Source organism: Klebsiella sp. EMBS2024, from assembly GCF_036233805.1.
GTDB classification, from domain to species: Bacteria; Pseudomonadota; Gammaproteobacteria; order Enterobacterales; family Enterobacteriaceae; genus Klebsiella; species Klebsiella pneumoniae.
The window spans coordinates 209,153-225,733 of the sequence record NZ_JAZARW010000001.1 but is presented as its reverse complement, the minus strand read 5'-3'; the positions used below and the strand labels follow the sequence as shown (position 1 = coordinate 225,733).

At 55.8% G+C, this 16,581-nt stretch carries 14 protein-coding genes; 4 read left to right on the top strand and 10 right to left on the bottom strand.

Translation table 11 applies throughout. The features are described 5' to 3' along the window. The 9 genes from bamA to rpsB all read right to left on the bottom strand — a co-directional run. Positions 1 to 1,723 (bottom strand): outer membrane protein assembly factor BamA (gene bamA, locus VZP09_RS01015; RefSeq protein WP_442910122.1); only part of this gene is annotated, 1,723 nt, incomplete at its 3' end. Positions 1,724 to 2,078: 355 nt separating this feature from the next. Continuing rightward, positions 2,079 to 3,431: a sigma E protease regulator RseP gene (rseP, locus tag VZP09_RS01010; RefSeq protein ID WP_004177358.1), complete on the bottom strand. Its 1,353-nt coding sequence runs from the start codon at positions 3,429 to 3,431 to the stop codon at positions 2,079 to 2,081. 11 nt (positions 3,432 to 3,442) lie between these two features. Beyond that, positions 3,443 to 4,300, bottom strand: a complete 858-nt coding sequence (cdsA, locus tag VZP09_RS01005; RefSeq protein ID WP_002889318.1) for a phosphatidate cytidylyltransferase — start codon at positions 4,298 to 4,300, stop codon at positions 3,443 to 3,445. A gap of 12 nt (positions 4,301 to 4,312) precedes the next feature. Continuing rightward, entirely contained in the window at positions 4,313 to 5,071 is a 759-nt protein-coding gene (gene ispU / locus VZP09_RS01000) for a (2E,6E)-farnesyl-diphosphate-specific ditrans,polycis-undecaprenyl-diphosphate synthase (RefSeq protein ID WP_002889316.1), read from the bottom strand. Between the two features lie 237 nt (positions 5,072 to 5,308). Beyond that, on the bottom strand, positions 5,309 to 6,511 hold the full coding sequence (gene ispC / locus VZP09_RS00995; RefSeq protein WP_002889310.1) for a 1-deoxy-D-xylulose-5-phosphate reductoisomerase: 1,203 nt from the start codon (positions 6,509 to 6,511) through the stop codon (positions 5,309 to 5,311). Between the two features lie 228 nt (positions 6,512 to 6,739). Then, positions 6,740 to 7,297, bottom strand: coding sequence for a ribosome recycling factor (frr, locus tag VZP09_RS00990; RefSeq protein ID WP_002889308.1), 558 nt, complete (start codon positions 7,295 to 7,297; stop codon positions 6,740 to 6,742). A gap of 150 nt (positions 7,298 to 7,447) precedes the next feature. Then, positions 7,448 to 8,173: a UMP kinase gene (pyrH, locus tag VZP09_RS00985; protein ID WP_002889306.1), complete on the bottom strand. Its 726-nt coding sequence runs from the start codon at positions 8,171 to 8,173 to the stop codon at positions 7,448 to 7,450. Positions 8,174 to 8,323: 150 nt separating this feature from the next. After that, complete coding sequence (gene tsf, locus VZP09_RS00980) at positions 8,324 to 9,175, bottom strand: translation elongation factor Ts (RefSeq protein WP_004151930.1); 852 nt, start codon at positions 9,173 to 9,175, stop codon at positions 8,324 to 8,326. A 119-nt stretch (positions 9,176 to 9,294) separates the two neighbouring features. Beyond that, entirely contained in the window at positions 9,295 to 10,020 is a 726-nt protein-coding gene (gene rpsB, locus VZP09_RS00975) for a 30S ribosomal protein S2 (RefSeq protein ID WP_002889299.1), read from the bottom strand. Between the two features lie 322 nt (positions 10,021 to 10,342). On the opposite strand from rpsB, the gene map reads away from it, so the two are divergent. The 4 genes from map (at position 10,343) to VZP09_RS00955 (ending at position 15,207) form a co-directional block, all read left to right on the top strand. Beyond that, on the top strand, positions 10,343 to 11,137 hold the full coding sequence (map, locus tag VZP09_RS00970) for a type I methionyl aminopeptidase (RefSeq protein ID WP_011977676.1): 795 nt from the start codon (positions 10,343 to 10,345) through the stop codon (positions 11,135 to 11,137). Between the two features lie 57 nt (positions 11,138 to 11,194). Next, the gene (gene glnD, locus VZP09_RS00965; RefSeq protein WP_004151931.1) at positions 11,195 to 13,858 is read left to right on the top strand and encodes a bifunctional uridylyltransferase/uridylyl-removing protein GlnD; all 2,664 of its coding nucleotides are present in this window, start codon (positions 11,195 to 11,197) and stop codon (positions 13,856 to 13,858) included. Positions 13,859 to 13,888: 30 nt separating this feature from the next. Beyond that, complete coding sequence (gene dapD / locus VZP09_RS00960; RefSeq protein ID WP_002889295.1) at positions 13,889 to 14,713, top strand: 2,3,4,5-tetrahydropyridine-2,6-dicarboxylate N-succinyltransferase; 825 nt, start codon at positions 13,889 to 13,891, stop codon at positions 14,711 to 14,713. Between the two features lie 107 nt (positions 14,714 to 14,820). Beyond that, entirely contained in the window at positions 14,821 to 15,207 is a 387-nt protein-coding gene (locus VZP09_RS00955) for a DUF3461 family protein (RefSeq protein ID WP_002889292.1), read from the top strand. A gap of 118 nt (positions 15,208 to 15,325) precedes the next feature. Here VZP09_RS00955 and cdaR read toward each other — a convergent pair whose 3' ends face one another. Then, the gene (cdaR, locus tag VZP09_RS00950; RefSeq protein ID WP_002889289.1) at positions 15,326 to 16,483 is read right to left on the bottom strand and encodes a DNA-binding transcriptional regulator CdaR; all 1,158 of its coding nucleotides are present in this window, start codon (positions 16,481 to 16,483) and stop codon (positions 15,326 to 15,328) included. Between the last annotated feature and the right edge of the window lie 98 nt (positions 16,484 to 16,581).

The window sequence follows — 16,581 nt, the reverse complement described above, 5'->3', positions numbered from 1 at the left end:
CATCATGACGGCTGCTCGACGGGAAGTACACCGCCTTCGGACCAATGGTGTTCGACTGGAAGCCACGCACGGTGCTGGAACCACCGGCATAGAAGTTCTCATAGAACGGCATCTCTTTGCCGCCGATACCATCGCCATAACCAAAGCGCGTACGACCCAGTACTACCCACTGATGATCGTTGTCGATCGGCACGTAGGTCGCGGTATCCAGCGTCGCTTTGTAGTACTCGTTGTCTGAGCCCGGAATGGTCACCTTACCGTTCAGGTTGACGCGCGAACCTTCCGTTGGGAAGAAGCCGCGGTCAAGCTTGTTATAGGTCCAACCGTAGTTGAAGGTGAAGTCATTCGCACTGAACGAGTTCCGGTCGTTGGTGTTGTCCGGATACTGGCCCATCGAGTTAAGGTAACGCCACATTGCCACCTGCGGCTGCATATTGGACAGGGAGTTATGCACATAACCGACGCCGGCGCGCAGCGTGTTGTATTCGTTGACCGGGAAGCCCAGCGTAATGTCTGTACCATAGCTTTTGTTGGTATAGTCAGACAGATCCGCATCGTTCGCATCAAAGTCATTATAGAAGACACGACCGCCGAGGCTTACACCGTCTACGGTGAAGTACGGGTTGGTCACCGACAGCTCGGTATAGGTCTGGTAGTCGTTTTTGGTACCGTTGATCCCGACAGCATAGCCAGTACCTAACCAGTTATCCTGCTGAACGCCCGCCTGGAAGCTGACGCCGCTCTCGGTGCCGTAGCCGATACCGAAGTTGAAGCTACCGGTGTTANGCTCTTTCACCTTGTAGACAACGTCGACCTGGTCCGGGCTGCCCGGCACGCGCTGGGTATCAGTATCCACCGTTTCAAAGAAACCTAAACGATTGAGACGGTCTTTACCCTGATCGACGAGGTCGCTGCCCAGCCATGCGCCTTCCATCTGGCGCATTTCGCGGCGCAGTACGGCATCTTTAGAGGTGTCGTTGCCTTCGAAGCGAATTTTACGCACGTAATAACGGTTGCCTGCGTCGACGTTAACGTGCAGCTTAACGGTTTTATCGCTGTCGTTGATCTCCGGCTGCGACTGCACGCGCGGATAGGCGTAACCATAACGACCCAACAATTTCTTGATGTCGTTTTCCATCTTGGTCACTTTCGCGCCGTTGTACAGTTCGCCTGGCTCAACTTTAGTCAGCGCTTCGATTTCCGCGGAATGGCCAGCAAGGTTGCCCGTCACCTGCACTCCGGAAAACTTGTACTGATCGCCTTCGGTGATGTTGACGGTGATGTAGATCCCTTTCTTATCCGGAGTCAGGCTGACCTGGGTAGAATCGATGTTGAAACGGGCATAGCCGCGATCCAGGTAGTAGCTGCGCAGGGTTTCAAGGTCGCCCGCTAGCTTCTGCTTCTGGTATTTACGGTCGCCGACCACGTTCCACCACGGCACCTCATCGCGCAGCTGGAAGTGGGAGATCAGCTCATCGGTCGAAAACGCATGGTTGCCGACGATGTTGATCTGTTGAATTTTTGCGGAGACGCCTTCCTGGAAGACCAGCTTCAAATCGACACGGTTACGCGGCAGCGGCGTAACGACTGCTTTGACGCTGGCGCTGTATTTACCGACGCTGTAGTAGAAGTCTTCAAGACCCTTCTCGATATCCGCGATGGTCGTGCGGTCAAGCGACTCGCCCACCCGAACGCCTGAGGCCTCAAGGTTCTGCTTGAGCATGTCATCTTTCACCGACTTGTTGCCGGAGAAGGTGATGCTGGCGATCGTCGGACGCTCTTTCACCTGCACCAGCAGGGTATCACCATCGCGCAGGACGCGGACGTCCTCGAAGTTGCCAGTGGCAAACAGCGCGCGAATAGTGTTACTGATATCATCGTCGGTCACCGTATCGCCAGGACGCACTGGCATACTGAGGAGGGCCGCACCAACAGCGACACGCTGCAAGCCTTCGAAATGAATGTCCTTCACCACGAACCCTTCAGCACCGTATACAGTCGCGCTGCTAAACAGCAGCGACGCTATGAGCAACTTTTTCATCGCCATCGTTATTATGCGTTCTTCCTAACAAACTCTCTTATAACCGAGAGAAATCATTGAAAAGTGCAAGCCCCATTAACAGCACCAGCAGTATTGAGCCAATGCGATAACTAAAGTCTTGAACTCGCTCGGATACCGGCCCGCCCTTCAGCTTTTCAATCGCTAAAAACAGCAGATGTCCCCCATCCAGTACGGGTAGAGGGAACAGGTTGATGATTCCGAGGTTCACGCTAATCAGCGCCAGGAACATCAGATAATAAATCAACCCAAACTCCGCTGACATTCCAGCCCCCTGAGCGATAGAGATCGGCCCACTGAGGTTGTTCAGTTTGACATCACCGGTTATCAATTTACCCAGCATCCTGACCGTCAGCGACATCAGCTGCCAGGTTTTATCCGTGGCTTCAGCGATGGCGGCAAACGGTCCGTACTGACGTACTGTCTTGTATTCTTCAGGCAGCGGGATGACCTTTGGCACCACCCCTGCGAACCCTTCCGCCTTACCTTTCACCGTTTTCGCATCCGGCGTCAGGGTTAACGGCAGCGCACTCCCCTGCCGTTCAATCTCCAGCGCCAGCGCTTTGCCCGGATTATCGCGCACCAGATTAACAAACGTCATCCACTGCGTTAACGGTTGACCATCGACTTTAACGATCCGGTCGCCCGCTTGCAAACCCGCTTTCTGGGCTGCCGATCCCGCCTGAACCTCAGCCAGCACCGTATCAATCTGCGCGCTGCGCGGCTGGATCCCCAGCGAGGTCACGGGATCTTGCTTGTCTGGCTCAAACGACCAGTGCCGCAGATCGACGATTTTATCCTGGCGCTGATTGGTCCCGAAAGGGGCGACGGTAACTATTGTTTGCGGGTTGCCGATTTTGGCCACCAGCTGCAGACGCACCGCATCCCAATCAGGCGTTTCGATACCATCTATCGCTTTAAGTTCCGTTCCTTTTGCAATTTGTGCTTGCGCGGCAACCGAATTGGGTGTTATTTCACCCACCACCGGCCGCACGCCGGGAACGCCGATGATAAAGACCAGCCAGTAAGCAAAGATAGCGAAAATGAAGTTAGCGATGGGGCCGGCGGCAATCACCGCCGCACGCTGACCGACGGTTTTATTGTTGAAGGCATAGTGACGCATCTCCGGCGCCACCGCTTCAACACGCTCATCCAGCATCTTGACGTAGCCGCCCAGTGGGATCAGGGCGATGACGAACTCTGTGCCCTGCTTATCCATCCGCCGCCACAGCGCTTTGCCGAAGCCGATAGAAAAACGCTCAACCCGGATACCGCAGCGGCGCGCCACCCAAAAATGGCCAAACTCATGCACCGTAATCAGTACGCCAAGCGCAATGATAAAAGCCGCCAGATTCCAGAGCACGCTCAGCATATAACCTTCCGTCAAATCGTCCTGAAGACCAACAGTAGCAGACAGGCGAAGACCGGTACCGCCGCCGTCAGGCTGTCGATACGATCGAGAATACCACCATGTCCGGGAATCAAGTGCCCGCTATCCTTAATGCCGGCCTCGCGCTTAAACATACTTTCCGTCAGGTCGCCCAGCACCGAAGCCAGGGCCGCCACCACCGAACAAACCAGCAGCACCGTCGGCGTGACGTCAAGATGGGCCCACACGCCGTAGGCCCAGGAAATCACTGCCGCGGTCAGCAAACCGCCAAAAAAGCCCTGCCAGGTTTTACCCGGTGAGACCTTCGGCGCCAGCTTGTGCTTGCCAAACATTTTACCAAACATATAGGCGCCAGAGTCCGCGCCCCACACCAGGATCATGACGTACAGCAGCCACAGCGCGCCGCTATAGTGGTTATCGGCATAGTGCCAGGCGCGCAGCGCCAGCATGCCCCAGAAAAACGGGACGATGGTCAGAATGCCGAAGATGAGGCGCAGCACCTTAGAGTGGCGCCAGAATGCCGCCGACGCCGGGTATGAGAGCACCAGCAGTAACGCGACGATCCACCAGGCAAAAGAGGCCCATAGCGACCCTTCAACCATCGGTTGATGAACGTCATAGTGGTATTCAGGCAGCAGAAAAAGCATCGCCGCCAGCAGAAGGCCGCACAGCACCGCCAGCCAAACCCGCTGCGACGTCGAGGTAAAACCGCTCAGTTGTCCCCACTCCCAGGCGGCGAGCATACAGACCACCAGGGTGACGATAGCAAAGCCCATCGGCGGCAATAAAAACAATGCCGCAATGACGATGGGGATTAAGACGAAAGCAGATATCAGGCGATACTTCAGCAAAAGTGACCCCCATCAGGCATGACTGCCACCCGGCTCAGTGCCGCCGAAACGACGCTCTCGATTAACAAAGGCATGGAGTGCACCTTCAAAGTCCTGTTCAGCAAAATCGGGCCAAAGAACATCCGTAAAGTAAAGTTCGGCATAGGCAATTTGCCAAATCAGAAAGTTACTTATTCGGTGCTCTCCCCCGGTCCTAATAACTAAATCAACGGGAGCCAGTTCATGCATGCAGACCTGCTGACTCAGCATGTCTTCCGTGATCTGCTCAGGCAGCAGCGTCCCGTCCTGTACCTGTTTCGCCAGCAAACGAACGCCCTGGGTAATATCCCAGCGACCGCCGTAATTGGCTGCAATATTCAGCGTTAAGCCGGTATTGTTTGCGGTTAGCGCTTCCGCTTTGCGGATCCGCTCCTGCAGGCGCGCATTGAAGCGCGTGGTGTCGCCAATAATCCGCAGACGCACATTGTGTCGGTGCAGGCTTTTGACTTCGCTATCCAGCGCCCAGACGAACAGTTCCATCAGCGCACTGACTTCCTGAGCCGGACGGTTCCAGTTTTCGCTGCTGAACGCGTATAACGTTAACGCCTCAATCCCATTATTCGCCGCGAAGGAGACCGCGCGACGCACGGATTTCGCACCGGCCTTATGCCCGAAAGCGCGAATTTTACCTTGCCGTTTCGCCCAACGGCCGTTGCCATCCATAATAATGGCGACATGACGGCAGCCATGGGTGGGCGATATTTCGCTGACAGTTTGATTAGCAGACAACATCACGCGTTTTAAGTCCATAATAAGGATTAACTAGCCACCAAACAGAGGCCACCGGGCCGCGCTGGATACGCATTTTTATCCGGTGCCGGGGCTGCAGCCAATCGCAGAGAACAACCAAAAGCTTTACGCAAAAAAGCCGTGTTTTGTCACGGCCACCGTAATCTTTAACAACAAAATGCAACGATCGGGTGGCGCAGACTATATCACCGAAGCCTTGCGCCCACAAATATCACCGCGTTACGCCTGCGCAACCAACCGCTGCAGCTGCTGGTGAGCGATTGCGCGCGCCTCGGCGTCGATAACCAGAACATCATCAATGCTTTGCGGCTCCTGCAGGTCCATCTTATCCAGCACCGCCAGGTTAACCGCCGCAATATCGGTAAAGCGGATATCGCCATGCAGAAACGCGGCAACCGACTCTTCATTAGCCGCATTCAGCGTCGTGGTCGCGGCCTGGCCGACGTCAAACGCGTCCATCGCCAGCTTCAGGCACGGATATCGCGTATAGTCCGGCGCGGAGAAGCTCAGATTGCTCAACTGACAGAAGTCCAGCGGTTTAACGCCGGAATTCAGTCGCTGCGGCCAGCCCATGGTATGGGCGATCGGCGTGCGCATATCCGGCTCCCCAAGCTGGGCCAGCACGCTGCCATCCTGATAGCGAACCATCGAGTGGATCACCGACTGCGGATGGATCAGCACTTCCATCTGCTGGGCCGAGGCGTTAAACAGCCAGCGCGCTTCAATATATTCCAGGCCTTTGTTCATCATCGTGGCCGAATCGACGGAGATCTTGCGCCCCATCGACCAGTTGGGATGACGGCAGGCCTGATCCGGGGTCATCGCCGCCAGTTCAGCCACGGCCGTCTCGCGGAAAGGCCCACCGGAGCCGGTCAGCAGGATTGACGAGACGCCATTCCGGGCAAGATCAGCGTATCCCAGATGCTGCTGAATTGTCTCCGGCATACTCTGAAAAATAGCGTTATGCTCGCTATCGACCGGTAGCAATCGCGCCCCCGACTGTTGCACCGCCTCCATGAATAAGCGACCGCAGGTCACCAGCGATTCTTTATTCGCTAACAATACCGTTTTCCCGGCGCGGATCGCCGCCAGCGTCGGCACCAGTCCCGCCGCGCCGACGATTGCCGCCATGACCTGATCGACCTCATCCAGCGCCGCGACCTCTGCCGCCGCCTGCTGGCCGCTCAGCACCTCGGTGCGACTGCCATGCTCATGCAGACGGGTGCGCAACCGCTCAGCGCTTTGCGCATCGTCCATCACCGCGTAACGGGGGGTAAATTCCAGGCATTGTTCAACCATACGGTCAACGTTTTTCCCCGCGACCAGCGCGGCGACGGAAAAGCGACCAGGGTTATGGCGCACCACGTCCAGCGTGCTACAGCCAATGGAGCCGGTCGAACCGAGAACGGTTAATTGCTTCATGAGACGTCCAGAAGAGTGGAAACAGAATAAAAAGCAAAACGCCGCCAGCAAGCCCCTACGCAGCAACTATCGGGGATGAGACGGCGGCATTAGGCCTTCAACTAAGCGCTAAAGGCTACAAGGCCAGCGGTTGCAACGCAATCCCGAGAATTGAGCGTACAGTCTTCTGTACGGCGTTTCAGATTTTACTCAGGCCAGAGCCTGTCTGGCCCGAGTAAGGGCAGAGCATTAGAACTGCATCAGTTCCGCTTCTTTGTCTGCCAGCGCCGCGTCAACTTTTTTGATGGCGGCGTCAGTCATTTTCTGCACGTCGTCCTGAGAACGGCGATCGTCATCTTCGCTGATCTCTTTTTCTTTCAGCAGCGCTTTGACTTTATCGTTGGCGTCACGGCGAACGTTACGCACGGCAACGCGCGCCTGCTCGGCTTCACCACGCACGATCTTGGTCAGGTCTTTACGACGCTCTTCGGTCAGCGGCGGCAGCGGGACACGAATATCGCTGCCGGCAGAGCTTGGGTTCAGACCGAGGTCGGAGGCCATGATCGCTTTTTCAACGGCCGCGGACATAGAACGGTCAAAGACGTTGATTTTCAGGGTACGGGAGTCTTCGACGGTGACGCTGGCCAGCTGGCGCAGCGGGGTCGGAGTACCGTAGTATTCAACAACAATCCCGTCCAGCAGGCTCGGAGAAGCACGACCCGTGCGAATTTTGCTGATTTGGTTTTTGAATGCTTCGACGCATTTTTCCATGCGGATTTCAGCATCTTTTCTGATATCGCTAATCACGTTACGAATCCTTGAAAGCTTGTCTCAGTCAGACCAGACGGGACACCCGTCGGAAAATGAGCTAAGTATAGTCAGATTTAATGAAAATCACCGGGCAATATCCCCGCGAAAGTAAAGCGGAATATTACCCGGATTTGGCGCTGACGGGAATTATTCCGTGATCAATGTGCCTTCTTTTTCGCCCATCACCACGCGACGCAGGGCGCCAGGTTTGTTCATGTTGAAGACGCGAATCGGTAATTTATGGTCACGCGCCAGGGTGAAGGCCGCCAGATCCATGACTTTCAGCTCTTTTTCCAGAACTTCGCTGTAGGTCAGCTGATCGTACATGGTGGCAGAAGGATCTTTTGCCGGGTCAGCGGTGAATACGCCGTCAACCTTAGTGGCTTTCAGCACCACATCGGCTTCAATTTCGATACCGCGCAGGCAGGCTGCGGAATCGGTGGTAAAGAACGGGTTGCCGGTACCAGCGGAGAGGATCACTACGCGGTTGTTGCGCAGCAGGCTGATCGCCTCTGCCCAGCTGTAGTTGTCGCATACGCCGTTCAGCGGAATGGCGGACATCAGACGAGCGTTCACATAGGCGCGGTGGAGCGCATCACGCATTGCGAGGCCGTTCATGACCGTTGCCAGCATGCCCATGTGGTCGCCCACAACGCGGTTCATACCCGCTTTCGCCAGACCAGCACCACGGAACAGGTTACCGCCACCAATTACTACGCCAACCTGAATACCCAGCTCAACCAGCTCTTTGATCTCCTGAGCCATGCGGTCAAGTATGCTTGCATCAATACCGAAGCCTTCTGAGCCCTGCAGCGCTTCGCCACTTAATTTCAGCAGAATACGTTTGTAGACGGGTTTTGCATTGGTAGCCATGTTTCTTTCCTGAGACTGTCAACGAATGAGATGTGTTAATTCCGGCGACATTGTATGTCGCATTTCAGCGCGGCCACTATAAGCAGTTGGCTGAATTTACAAAATGGGCGCAAAAAGAAGCCGCCCTCAGGCGGCTCCTTTTTTTAAAAATTAAGACTGCTTGGACATCGCAGCAACTTCTGCTGCAAAGTCAGTCTCAACTTTCTCAATGCCTTCGCCCACTTCAAAGCGGATGAAGCCAGTCACGTCAGCGTTGTGCTCTTTCAGCAGCTGGCCAACAGATTTGCTCGGCTCCATAACGAAAGGCTGACCAGTCAGAGAAACTTCGCCGGTGAATTTCTTCATGCGGCCTTCAACCATTTTCTCTGCGATTTCTTTCGGCTTACCGGACTGCATCGCGATGTCCAGCTGAACCTGGTACTCTTTCTCTACCACTTCAGCAGACACGTCTTCCGGCTTAACGAATTCCGGCTTGCTTGCAGCAACGTGCATTGCCAGCTGCTTAACCAGCTCTTCGTCAGCGCCTTTAGCGGCAACCAGAACGCCGATACGCGCACCGTGCTGGTAGCTGCCCAGAACGTCGCCTTCCAGAACAGCGATACGACGGATGTTGATGTTCTCGCCGATTTTAGCAACCAGCGCAACACGTTCTTCTTCGAACTGCGCTTTCAGAACTTCAACGTCGGAGATTTTACCTGCAACAGCGGCGTCCAGTACTTTGTCGGCAAATGCCTGGAAACCACCATCTTTAGCAACGAAGTCAGTCTGGCAGTTAACTTCCAGAATGTAACCGTAGTTGCCTTCGATTTTGGTTTTGATCACGCCGTCAGCAGCCACGTTGCCTGCTTTCTTCGCCGCTTTGATCGCGCCGGATTTACGCATGTTTTCGATTGCCAGCTCGATGTCGCCATTCGCTTCAGTCAGCGCTTTTTTGCAATCCATCATGCCTGCGCCAGTACGTTCGCGCAGCTCTTTTACCAGGGAAGCGGTAATTTCAGCCATTCTAAAATCCTCGGGAGATGTGGATACTGCCCGGCCAACGGCCAAACAGCGTAAATTGAAAAAAGGGGCCGATAATGGGCCCCTATTCATACACGGTACTAATAAGGGCTTAAACCTTATTATTCAGCTTCTACGAAGCTTTCTTCCGCCTGAGAAGCCAGGTCCTGAGAGCGACCTTCACGAACGGTAGCAGCAACAGCGCCCAGGTACAGGCTTACTGCGCGGATTGCATCGTCGTTACCCGGGATAACGAAGTCTACGCCGTCCGGATCAGAGTTGGTATCAACGATAGCAAATACCGGGATGCCCAGGTTGTTTGCTTCTTTGATAGCGATGTGCTCGTGGTCAGCGTCGATAACGAACAGTGCGTCCGGCAGGCCGCCCATATCTTTGATACCGCCCAGGCTGTTTTCCAGCTTGTCCAGCTCACGAGTGCGCATCAGCGCTTCTTTCTTGGTCAGCTTGTCGAAAGTACCGTCCTGGGACTGAGTTTCCAGGTCTTTCAGACGTTTGATGGACTGACGAACGGTTTTCCAGTTAGTCAGCATACCGCCCAGCCAGCGATGGTTCACGAAGAACTGATCGCAGCTCAGAGCAGCGTCTTTTACCGCTTCGCTTGCAGCGCGCTTAGTACCAACGAAAAGGATTTTACCTTTACGAGCAGCGATCTTGTTCAGTTCAGCCAGAGCTTCGTTGAACATCGGTACGGTTTTCTCAAGGTTGATGATGTGAACTTTGTTACGCGCGCCGAAGATGAAAGGCTTCATTTTCGGGTTCCAGTAACGGGTCTGGTGACCGAAGTGAACACCAGCCTTGAGCATGTCGCGCATGGAAACAGTTGCCATGTTTAAAACCTCTATAGATTAAATTGGGGTTATGCCTCCACGTATCCCATATTACCGACCCCGAAGGGCACCCCGGAATATGTGCCGATACGTGTGTGTTATTACACAAAGTGAGCTATGTCGCTTACGTCCATCCTTGTGTATCTGAGATGGAACGGAAGTCCGGCGCGCTTTATACCACAAAATCCATCCAGACACCAACTCTTGTTGACGTCGCGTGCTGTTAATGATTCTCAGTTTGGCACCAGCCTGCCCGGACTGTTACCATTGACAGGACTTACTCTATTATTGTCGAAAATATCGACACTGCTGGACATACTCCATGGCTATCTCTATTAAGACATCTGAAGACATCGAAAAAATGCGCGTTGCCGGCCGCCTGGCCGCCGAAGTGCTGGAAATGATCGAACCCTACGTCAAACCGGGCGTCAGCACCGGCGAACTGGACCGCATCTGTAACGACTATATCGTTAACGAGCAGAAGGCCATTTCCGCCTGCCTCGGCTATCACGGCTATCCGAAATCCGTCTGCATTTCGGTCAATGAAGTGGTCTGTCACGGTATCCCTGATGACGGCAAGCTGCTGAAAGATGGCGATATCGTCAATATCGACGTGACCGTCATTAAAGATGATTTCCATGGCGATACCTCCAAAATGTTTATCGTCGGCAAACCGACGATTCTCGGCGAGCGCCTGTGCCGCATCACTCAGGAAAGCCTGTACCTGGCGCTGAGAATGGTGAAGCCAGGCATCAACCTGCGCGCGATCGGCGCGGCGATCCAGAAATTTGTGGAAGCCGAAGGTTTCTCCGTGGTGCGTGAGTACTGTGGCCACGGCATCGGCCGCGGGTTCCATGAAGAACCTCAGGTTCTGCACTACGATTCGCCGGAGACCAACGTCGTACTCAAACCAGGCATGACCTTCACCATCGAGCCGATGGTCAACGCCGGTAAAAAAGAGATCCGCAGCATGAAAGACGGCTGGACGGTGAAAACCAAAGACCGGAGCTTGTCTGCGCAGTACGAGCATACTATTGTGGTGACAGACAACGGCTGCGAAATTCTGACGCTACGCAAGGATGACACCATCCCGGCGATAATCTCGCACGATGAATGATGAAAAGCCGGCGCCCGCCGGCTTTTTTATTAGATAGTTTTTTCTTATGGTGACGCGATGAGCAACTCATTACCTGACACAGCCTCCCCTCTCCTGCCCGTCCCGCCGGAACACCCGGTGAGTTGGCCCCAGGGCGATCTGAACTGTGCCGCAATCAAGGCGCACATCGATACCTTCCAGCACTGGCTGGGCGAGGCGTTTGACTCCGGCATCGTCGCGGAGCAGCTCATCGCGGCGCGCACCGAATTTATCGACCAGTTGCTGCAGCGATTATGGATCGCCTGCGGTTTTGAATCCGTCAGCGACCTGGCGCTGGTCGCCGTCGGCGGCTATGGCCGTGGCGAACTGCACCCGCTCTCAGACGTCGATCTGCTGATCCTCAGTCGTAAAAAACTGCCGGACGACCAGGCGCAAAAAGTCGGCGAACTGCTCACCCTGCTGTGGGACGTCAAGCTGGAGGTAGGCCACAGCGTACGCACCCTCGAAGAGTGCCTGCTGGAAGGTCTCTCGGATCTGACCGTTGCCACCAACTTAATCGAATCGCGCCTGCTGATCGGCGACGTCGCGCTGTTCCTTGAACTGCAAAAACATATTTTTAGCGACGGCTTCTGGCCATCGGAAAAGTTCTTCGCCGCCAAGGTCGAAGAGCAGAACGTCCGTCATCAGCGCTATCATGGCACCAGCTATAACCTCGAGCCGGACGTGAAAAGCAGCCCCGGCGGCTTGCGCGATATCCATACGCTACAGTGGGTGGCTCGCCGCCATTTCGGCGCCACCTCAATGGATGAGATGGTCGGCTTCGGCTTTCTGACCGAAGCCGAGCGCAATGAACTCAATGAGTGTCTGCATCAGCTGTGGCGCATCCGTTTCGCGCTGCATCTCGAACTCACGCGCTATGACAACCGTCTGCTTTTCGACCGCCAGCTCAGCGTGGCCCGCCGGCTAGGCTATGAAGGCGACGGCAACCAGCCGATTGAGCATATGATGAAGGACTTCTTCCGCGTTACCCGCCGGGTGAGCGAGCTGAATCAGATGCTGCTTCAGCTGTTTGAGGAGGCTATCCTCGCCCTGACCGAGGATGAAAAACCACGCCCGATCGATGATGATTTCCAGCTGCGCGGCACCCTTATCGATCTGCGTGACGACACGCTGTTTATTCGCGAACCGCAGGCCATTCTGCGCATGTTTTATATCATGGTGCGCAACAGCACCATCACCGGCATCTACTCAACGACGTTGCGCCATCTGCGCCACGCCCGCCGTCATCTCACCCAGCCGCTGTGCTATATCCCGGAGGCGCGCACGCTCTTTCTTAGTATGCTGCGCCATCAGGGAGCGGTAAGTCGCGGGCTGCTGCCGATGCATCGCCACAGCGTACTGTGGGCCTATATGCCGCAGTGGTCGCATATCGTCGGCCAGATGCAGTTCGACCTGTTTCACGCCTACACCGTCGATGAACACACCGTCCGGGTGATGCTCAAGCTGGAAAGCTTTGCCAAAGAAGAAACCCGCAGCCGCCACCCGCTGTGCGTGGAGCTGTGGCCGCGCTTAACGCACCCGGAGCTGATCTTAATTGCCGCCCTGTTCCACGACATCGCCAAAGGGCGCGGCGGCGACCACTCGATCCTCGGCGCGCAGGATGTGCTGAAGTTTGCCGAGCTGCACGGGCTGAACTCGCGCGAAACGCAGCTGGTCGCCTGGCTGGTGCGTCACCACCTGCTGATGTCGGTCACCGCCCAGCGGCGCGATATTCAGGATCCGGAGGTGATTAAGCAGTTCGCCGAGGAGGTGCAAACAGAAAATCGTCTGCGCTATCTGGTATGTCTGACCGTCGCCGATATCTGCGCCACCAACGAAACCTTATGGAACAGCTGGAAGCAGAGCCTGCTGCGTGAACTCTATTTCGCCACCGAGAAGCAGCTGCGTCGCGGCATGCAAAGCACCCCAGACATGCGCGAACGAGTGCGTCACCATCAGCTGCAGGCGCTGGCCCTGCTGCGGATGGACAATATTAATGAAGAGGCGCTGCATCAGATCTGGAACCGCTGCCGCGCCAACTATTTCGTGCGACATACGCCGACGCAGCTCGCCTGGCACGCCCGCAACCTGCTGCGCCACGATCTGAATAAACCGATGATCCTGCTGAGCTCGCAGGCCACCCGCGGCGGTACGGAGATTTTTATCTGGAGCCCGGATCGCCCTTACCTGTTCGCCGCGGTGTGTGGCGAACTTGACCGTCGCAACCTCAGCGTCCACGACGCGCAGATCTTCACCACCCGCGACGGTATGGCGATGGATACCTTTATCGTCCTTGAGCCCGACGGCAGCCCCCTTTCCGCCGACCGCCACGAGGCGATCCGCCAGGGGCTGGAGCAGACCATCACTCAGCGCAGCTGGCAGCCTCCGGCCCCGCGTCGTCAGGCGGCAAAGCTACGCCATTTTTCCGTGGACACCGAGGTGAATTTCCTGCCGACCCATACCGACCGAAAATCGTTTCTGGAGCTGATAGCGCTCGACCAGCCCGGGCTGCTCGCCCGCGTCGGGCAGGTGTTCGCCGACCTCGGGATATCGCTTCACGGGGCGCGAATTACGACAATTGGTGAGCGAGTAGAAGATTTATTTATAATCGCCACCGCCGACCGGCGTGCCCTTAATAATGAGCTGCAACAAGAAGTGCAACAACGGTTGACAGCGGCCCTCAATCCAAACGATAAAGGGTGACGTATTTTTTTTAGTGAATGGAAAGAAACAATGCAGCAGTTACAGAACGTTATTGAGTCCGCTTTCGAGCGTCGCGCCGACATTACGCCGGCTAATGTGGATACCGTGACCCGCGAAGCGGTTAACCAGGTTATCGCCCTTCTTGATTCCGGCGCGCTGCGCGTCGCTGAGAAGATCGACGGTCAGTGGGTGACGCATCAGTGGCTGAAGAAGGCGGTACTGCTCTCTTTCCGTATTAACGATAACCAGGTTATCGATGGTGCGGAAAGCCGCTACTTCGATAAAGTGCCGATGAAATTCGCTGACTACGACGAAGCGCGTTTTCAGAAAGAAGGTTTCCGCGTGGTGCCGCCGGCCGCCGTGCGCCAGGGCGCGTTCATCGCCCGCAACACTGTGCTGATGCCGTCCTACGTTAACATCGGCGCCTACGTTGACGAAGGCACCATGGTTGATACCTGGGCCACCGTCGGCTCCTGCGCACAGATCGGTAAAAACGTGCATCTGTCCGGCGGTGTCGGCATCGGTGGCGTACTGGAGCCGCTGCAGGCGAACCCGACCATCATCGAAGATAACTGCTTCATCGGCGCGCGCTCTGAAGTGGTTGAAGGGGTGATTGTCGAAGAAGGCTCCGTCATCTCCATGGGCGTTTACCTCGGTCAGAGCACCAAAATCTACGATCGCGAAACCGGCGAAGTCTTCTACGGCCGCGTACCGGCTGGCTCGGTGGTGGTCTCAGGCAACCTGCCGTCGAAAGATGGTAAATACAGCCTGTACTGCGCGGTGATTGTGAAGAAAGTCGATGCCAAAACCCGCGGCAAGGTCGGCATTAACGAGCTGCTGCGCACCATCGACTAAAGCAAATAAAAAGCGGGAGATATCCCGCTTTTTTTATATTTGATGCTGGCGAAAATGGATTTTTTCGTTAATTATTCAATGGTTATGATGCTATCAAAGGTACCGTTATGTACGATAATCTGAAAAGTCTTGGCATTACCAACCCTGATGAGATCGATCGCTATAGCCTGCGGCAGGAAGCTAACAACGACATTCTGAAAATCTATTTTCAGAAAGACAAAGGCGAATTCTTCGCCAAGAGCGTGAAGTTCAAATATCCGCGTCAGCGCAAAACCGTCGTCGCCGACGGCGTCGGCCAGGGCTATAAAGAGGTCCAGGAGATCAGCCCCAATCTGCGCTACGTTATCGACGAGCTGGATCAGATCTGCCAGCGCGATCGCACTGAAATCGATCTCAAGCGTAAAATCCTCGACGATTTACGCCATCTGGAAAGCGTGGTCACCAATAAGATCAGTGAAATCGAAGCCGATCTGGAAAAGCTCACCCGTAAGTAAGAGCATCCCGGCGGCGCGTTGCCTGGCCGGGCTGGTGGTCTCTATCCACTCCAGACAGCATGCATCGTCCAGGCCGGGTATGGCGCGTCGCTGCCCGGCATTTTTTTGCCTCCACGTCTTAGCGTTGTTCGTCCAGCTGCAGCGCGATATACAGCAGCAGCCTGTCGTCAAAGCTACCGAGATCCAGGCCGGTCAGCTCCGAGATACGGTTCAACCGGTACTCCAGCGTATTGCGATGAATAAACAGCGCCTTTGACGTCGCCAGCGGCTGCACGTTATGGCGAAACCACGCCTGCAGCGTCCGCCGCAGCAGCCCGTTGTTGTCCATGGCCTTCAAACGCGCCAGCGGACGGGCCAGCTCATTGGCCTGCCAGCCGCCGCGCAGGCTGTCGAGCAGCACCGGCAGCATCAGATCCTGATAGAAATAACTGCGGCTCTCCGGCATCCGCTGCTTGCCAACCATCATCGTCGTCCGTGCGGTACGGTAAGAGCGGGCGATACTTCCTGGGCCGGTGAAGAAGTTGCCCAGCGCCACGCGAAAGCGCAGCTGGCCATTCTCTTTCATCCTGGCGATAAGCTGCTCGACGCGCCGGACGTGATCGTCAGCGTCCCAGCGGCCAAAGCTGTTCAGCGCCGGTTTCAGCACCACCATTTCCGTGAGCGAGACAATGGCCACCAGATTATTGCGATCGGGGGTGGTCAGCGCGTTCTGTAACTGTTGCAGTTCCGCCATCGCGCTGTCCACGCCGAGCTGACCGCTGTCTACCTCAATCATCGCCACCACGCGCGGCTGATTGAGATCGATGCCTAAACGCTGAGCCCATTCATTCAGCGCCGGGGTATGCTCTTCCGCCTGAATCAGGTTCATCACCAGCTCTTCGCGCAGACGGCTGTCCTGGGCCAGGAGATGCATCAGCCGCGACTGCTCCAGCATCATCTCTGCTGTCATGCACACCAGCTCGCCATATTTTCGCAGCGACTCCGGCTCGCCGGTCAGGCCGATCACCCCGACGATCTCCCCCTCCAGGCGCAGCGGCAGGTTAATCCCCTGGCGAACCCCGTGCAGATGGCGAGCGACCGCGTCGTCGATATCCACCACCCGCCCCTGGGAGAGGACCAGCAGCGCGCCTTCGTGCAATTCACCAATCCTTTCCCGATCGCCGCTGCCGATGATCCGCCCGCGGGCATCCATCACGTTGATATTGGTATCGATGATGCGCATGGTCCGCGCCACAATATCCTGCGCCATTTTGGTATCAAGATGCCAGCCAGCCATGTAGTCCCCCCCTTTGCTGGGCACCAGCATAAAAGAGTCATCGTCGCGCTGCATTGTGCATTTGCACTAAGCCGGGGTGATATATGTGGAGTTGTGGG

Bases quoted from the DNA above. Each gene is read 5' to 3' on its own strand.
- dapD (WP_002889295.1), top strand. From the start codon at position 13,889: ATGCAGCAGTTACAGAACGTTATTGAGTCCGCTTTCGAGCGTCGCGCC.
- map (WP_011977676.1), top strand. From the start codon at position 10,343: ATGGCTATCTCTATTAAGACATCTGAAGACATCGAAAAAATGCGCGTT.
- glnD (WP_004151931.1), top strand. From the start codon at position 11,195: ATGAGCAACTCATTACCTGACACAGCCTCCCCTCTCCTGCCCGTCCCG.
- ispU (WP_002889316.1), bottom strand. From the start codon at position 5,071: ATGTTGTCTGCTAATCAAACTGTCAGCGAAATATCGCCCACCCATGGC.
- tsf (WP_004151930.1), bottom strand. From the start codon at position 9,175: ATGGCTGAAATTACCGCTTCCCTGGTAAAAGAGCTGCGCGAACGTACT.
- cdaR (WP_002889289.1), bottom strand. From the start codon at position 16,483: ATGGCTGGCTGGCATCTTGATACCAAAATGGCGCAGGATATTGTGGCG.
- VZP09_RS00955 (WP_002889292.1), top strand. From the start codon at position 14,821: ATGTACGATAATCTGAAAAGTCTTGGCATTACCAACCCTGATGAGATC.
- rpsB (WP_002889299.1), bottom strand. From the start codon at position 10,020: ATGGCAACTGTTTCCATGCGCGACATGCTCAAGGCTGGTGTTCACTTC.
- pyrH (WP_002889306.1), bottom strand. From the start codon at position 8,173: ATGGCTACCAATGCAAAACCCGTCTACAAACGTATTCTGCTGAAATTA.
- ispC (WP_002889310.1), bottom strand. From the start codon at position 6,511: ATGAAGCAATTAACCGTTCTCGGTTCGACCGGCTCCATTGGCTGTAGC.
- rseP (WP_004177358.1), bottom strand. From the start codon at position 3,431: ATGCTGAGCGTGCTCTGGAATCTGGCGGCTTTTATCATTGCGCTTGGC.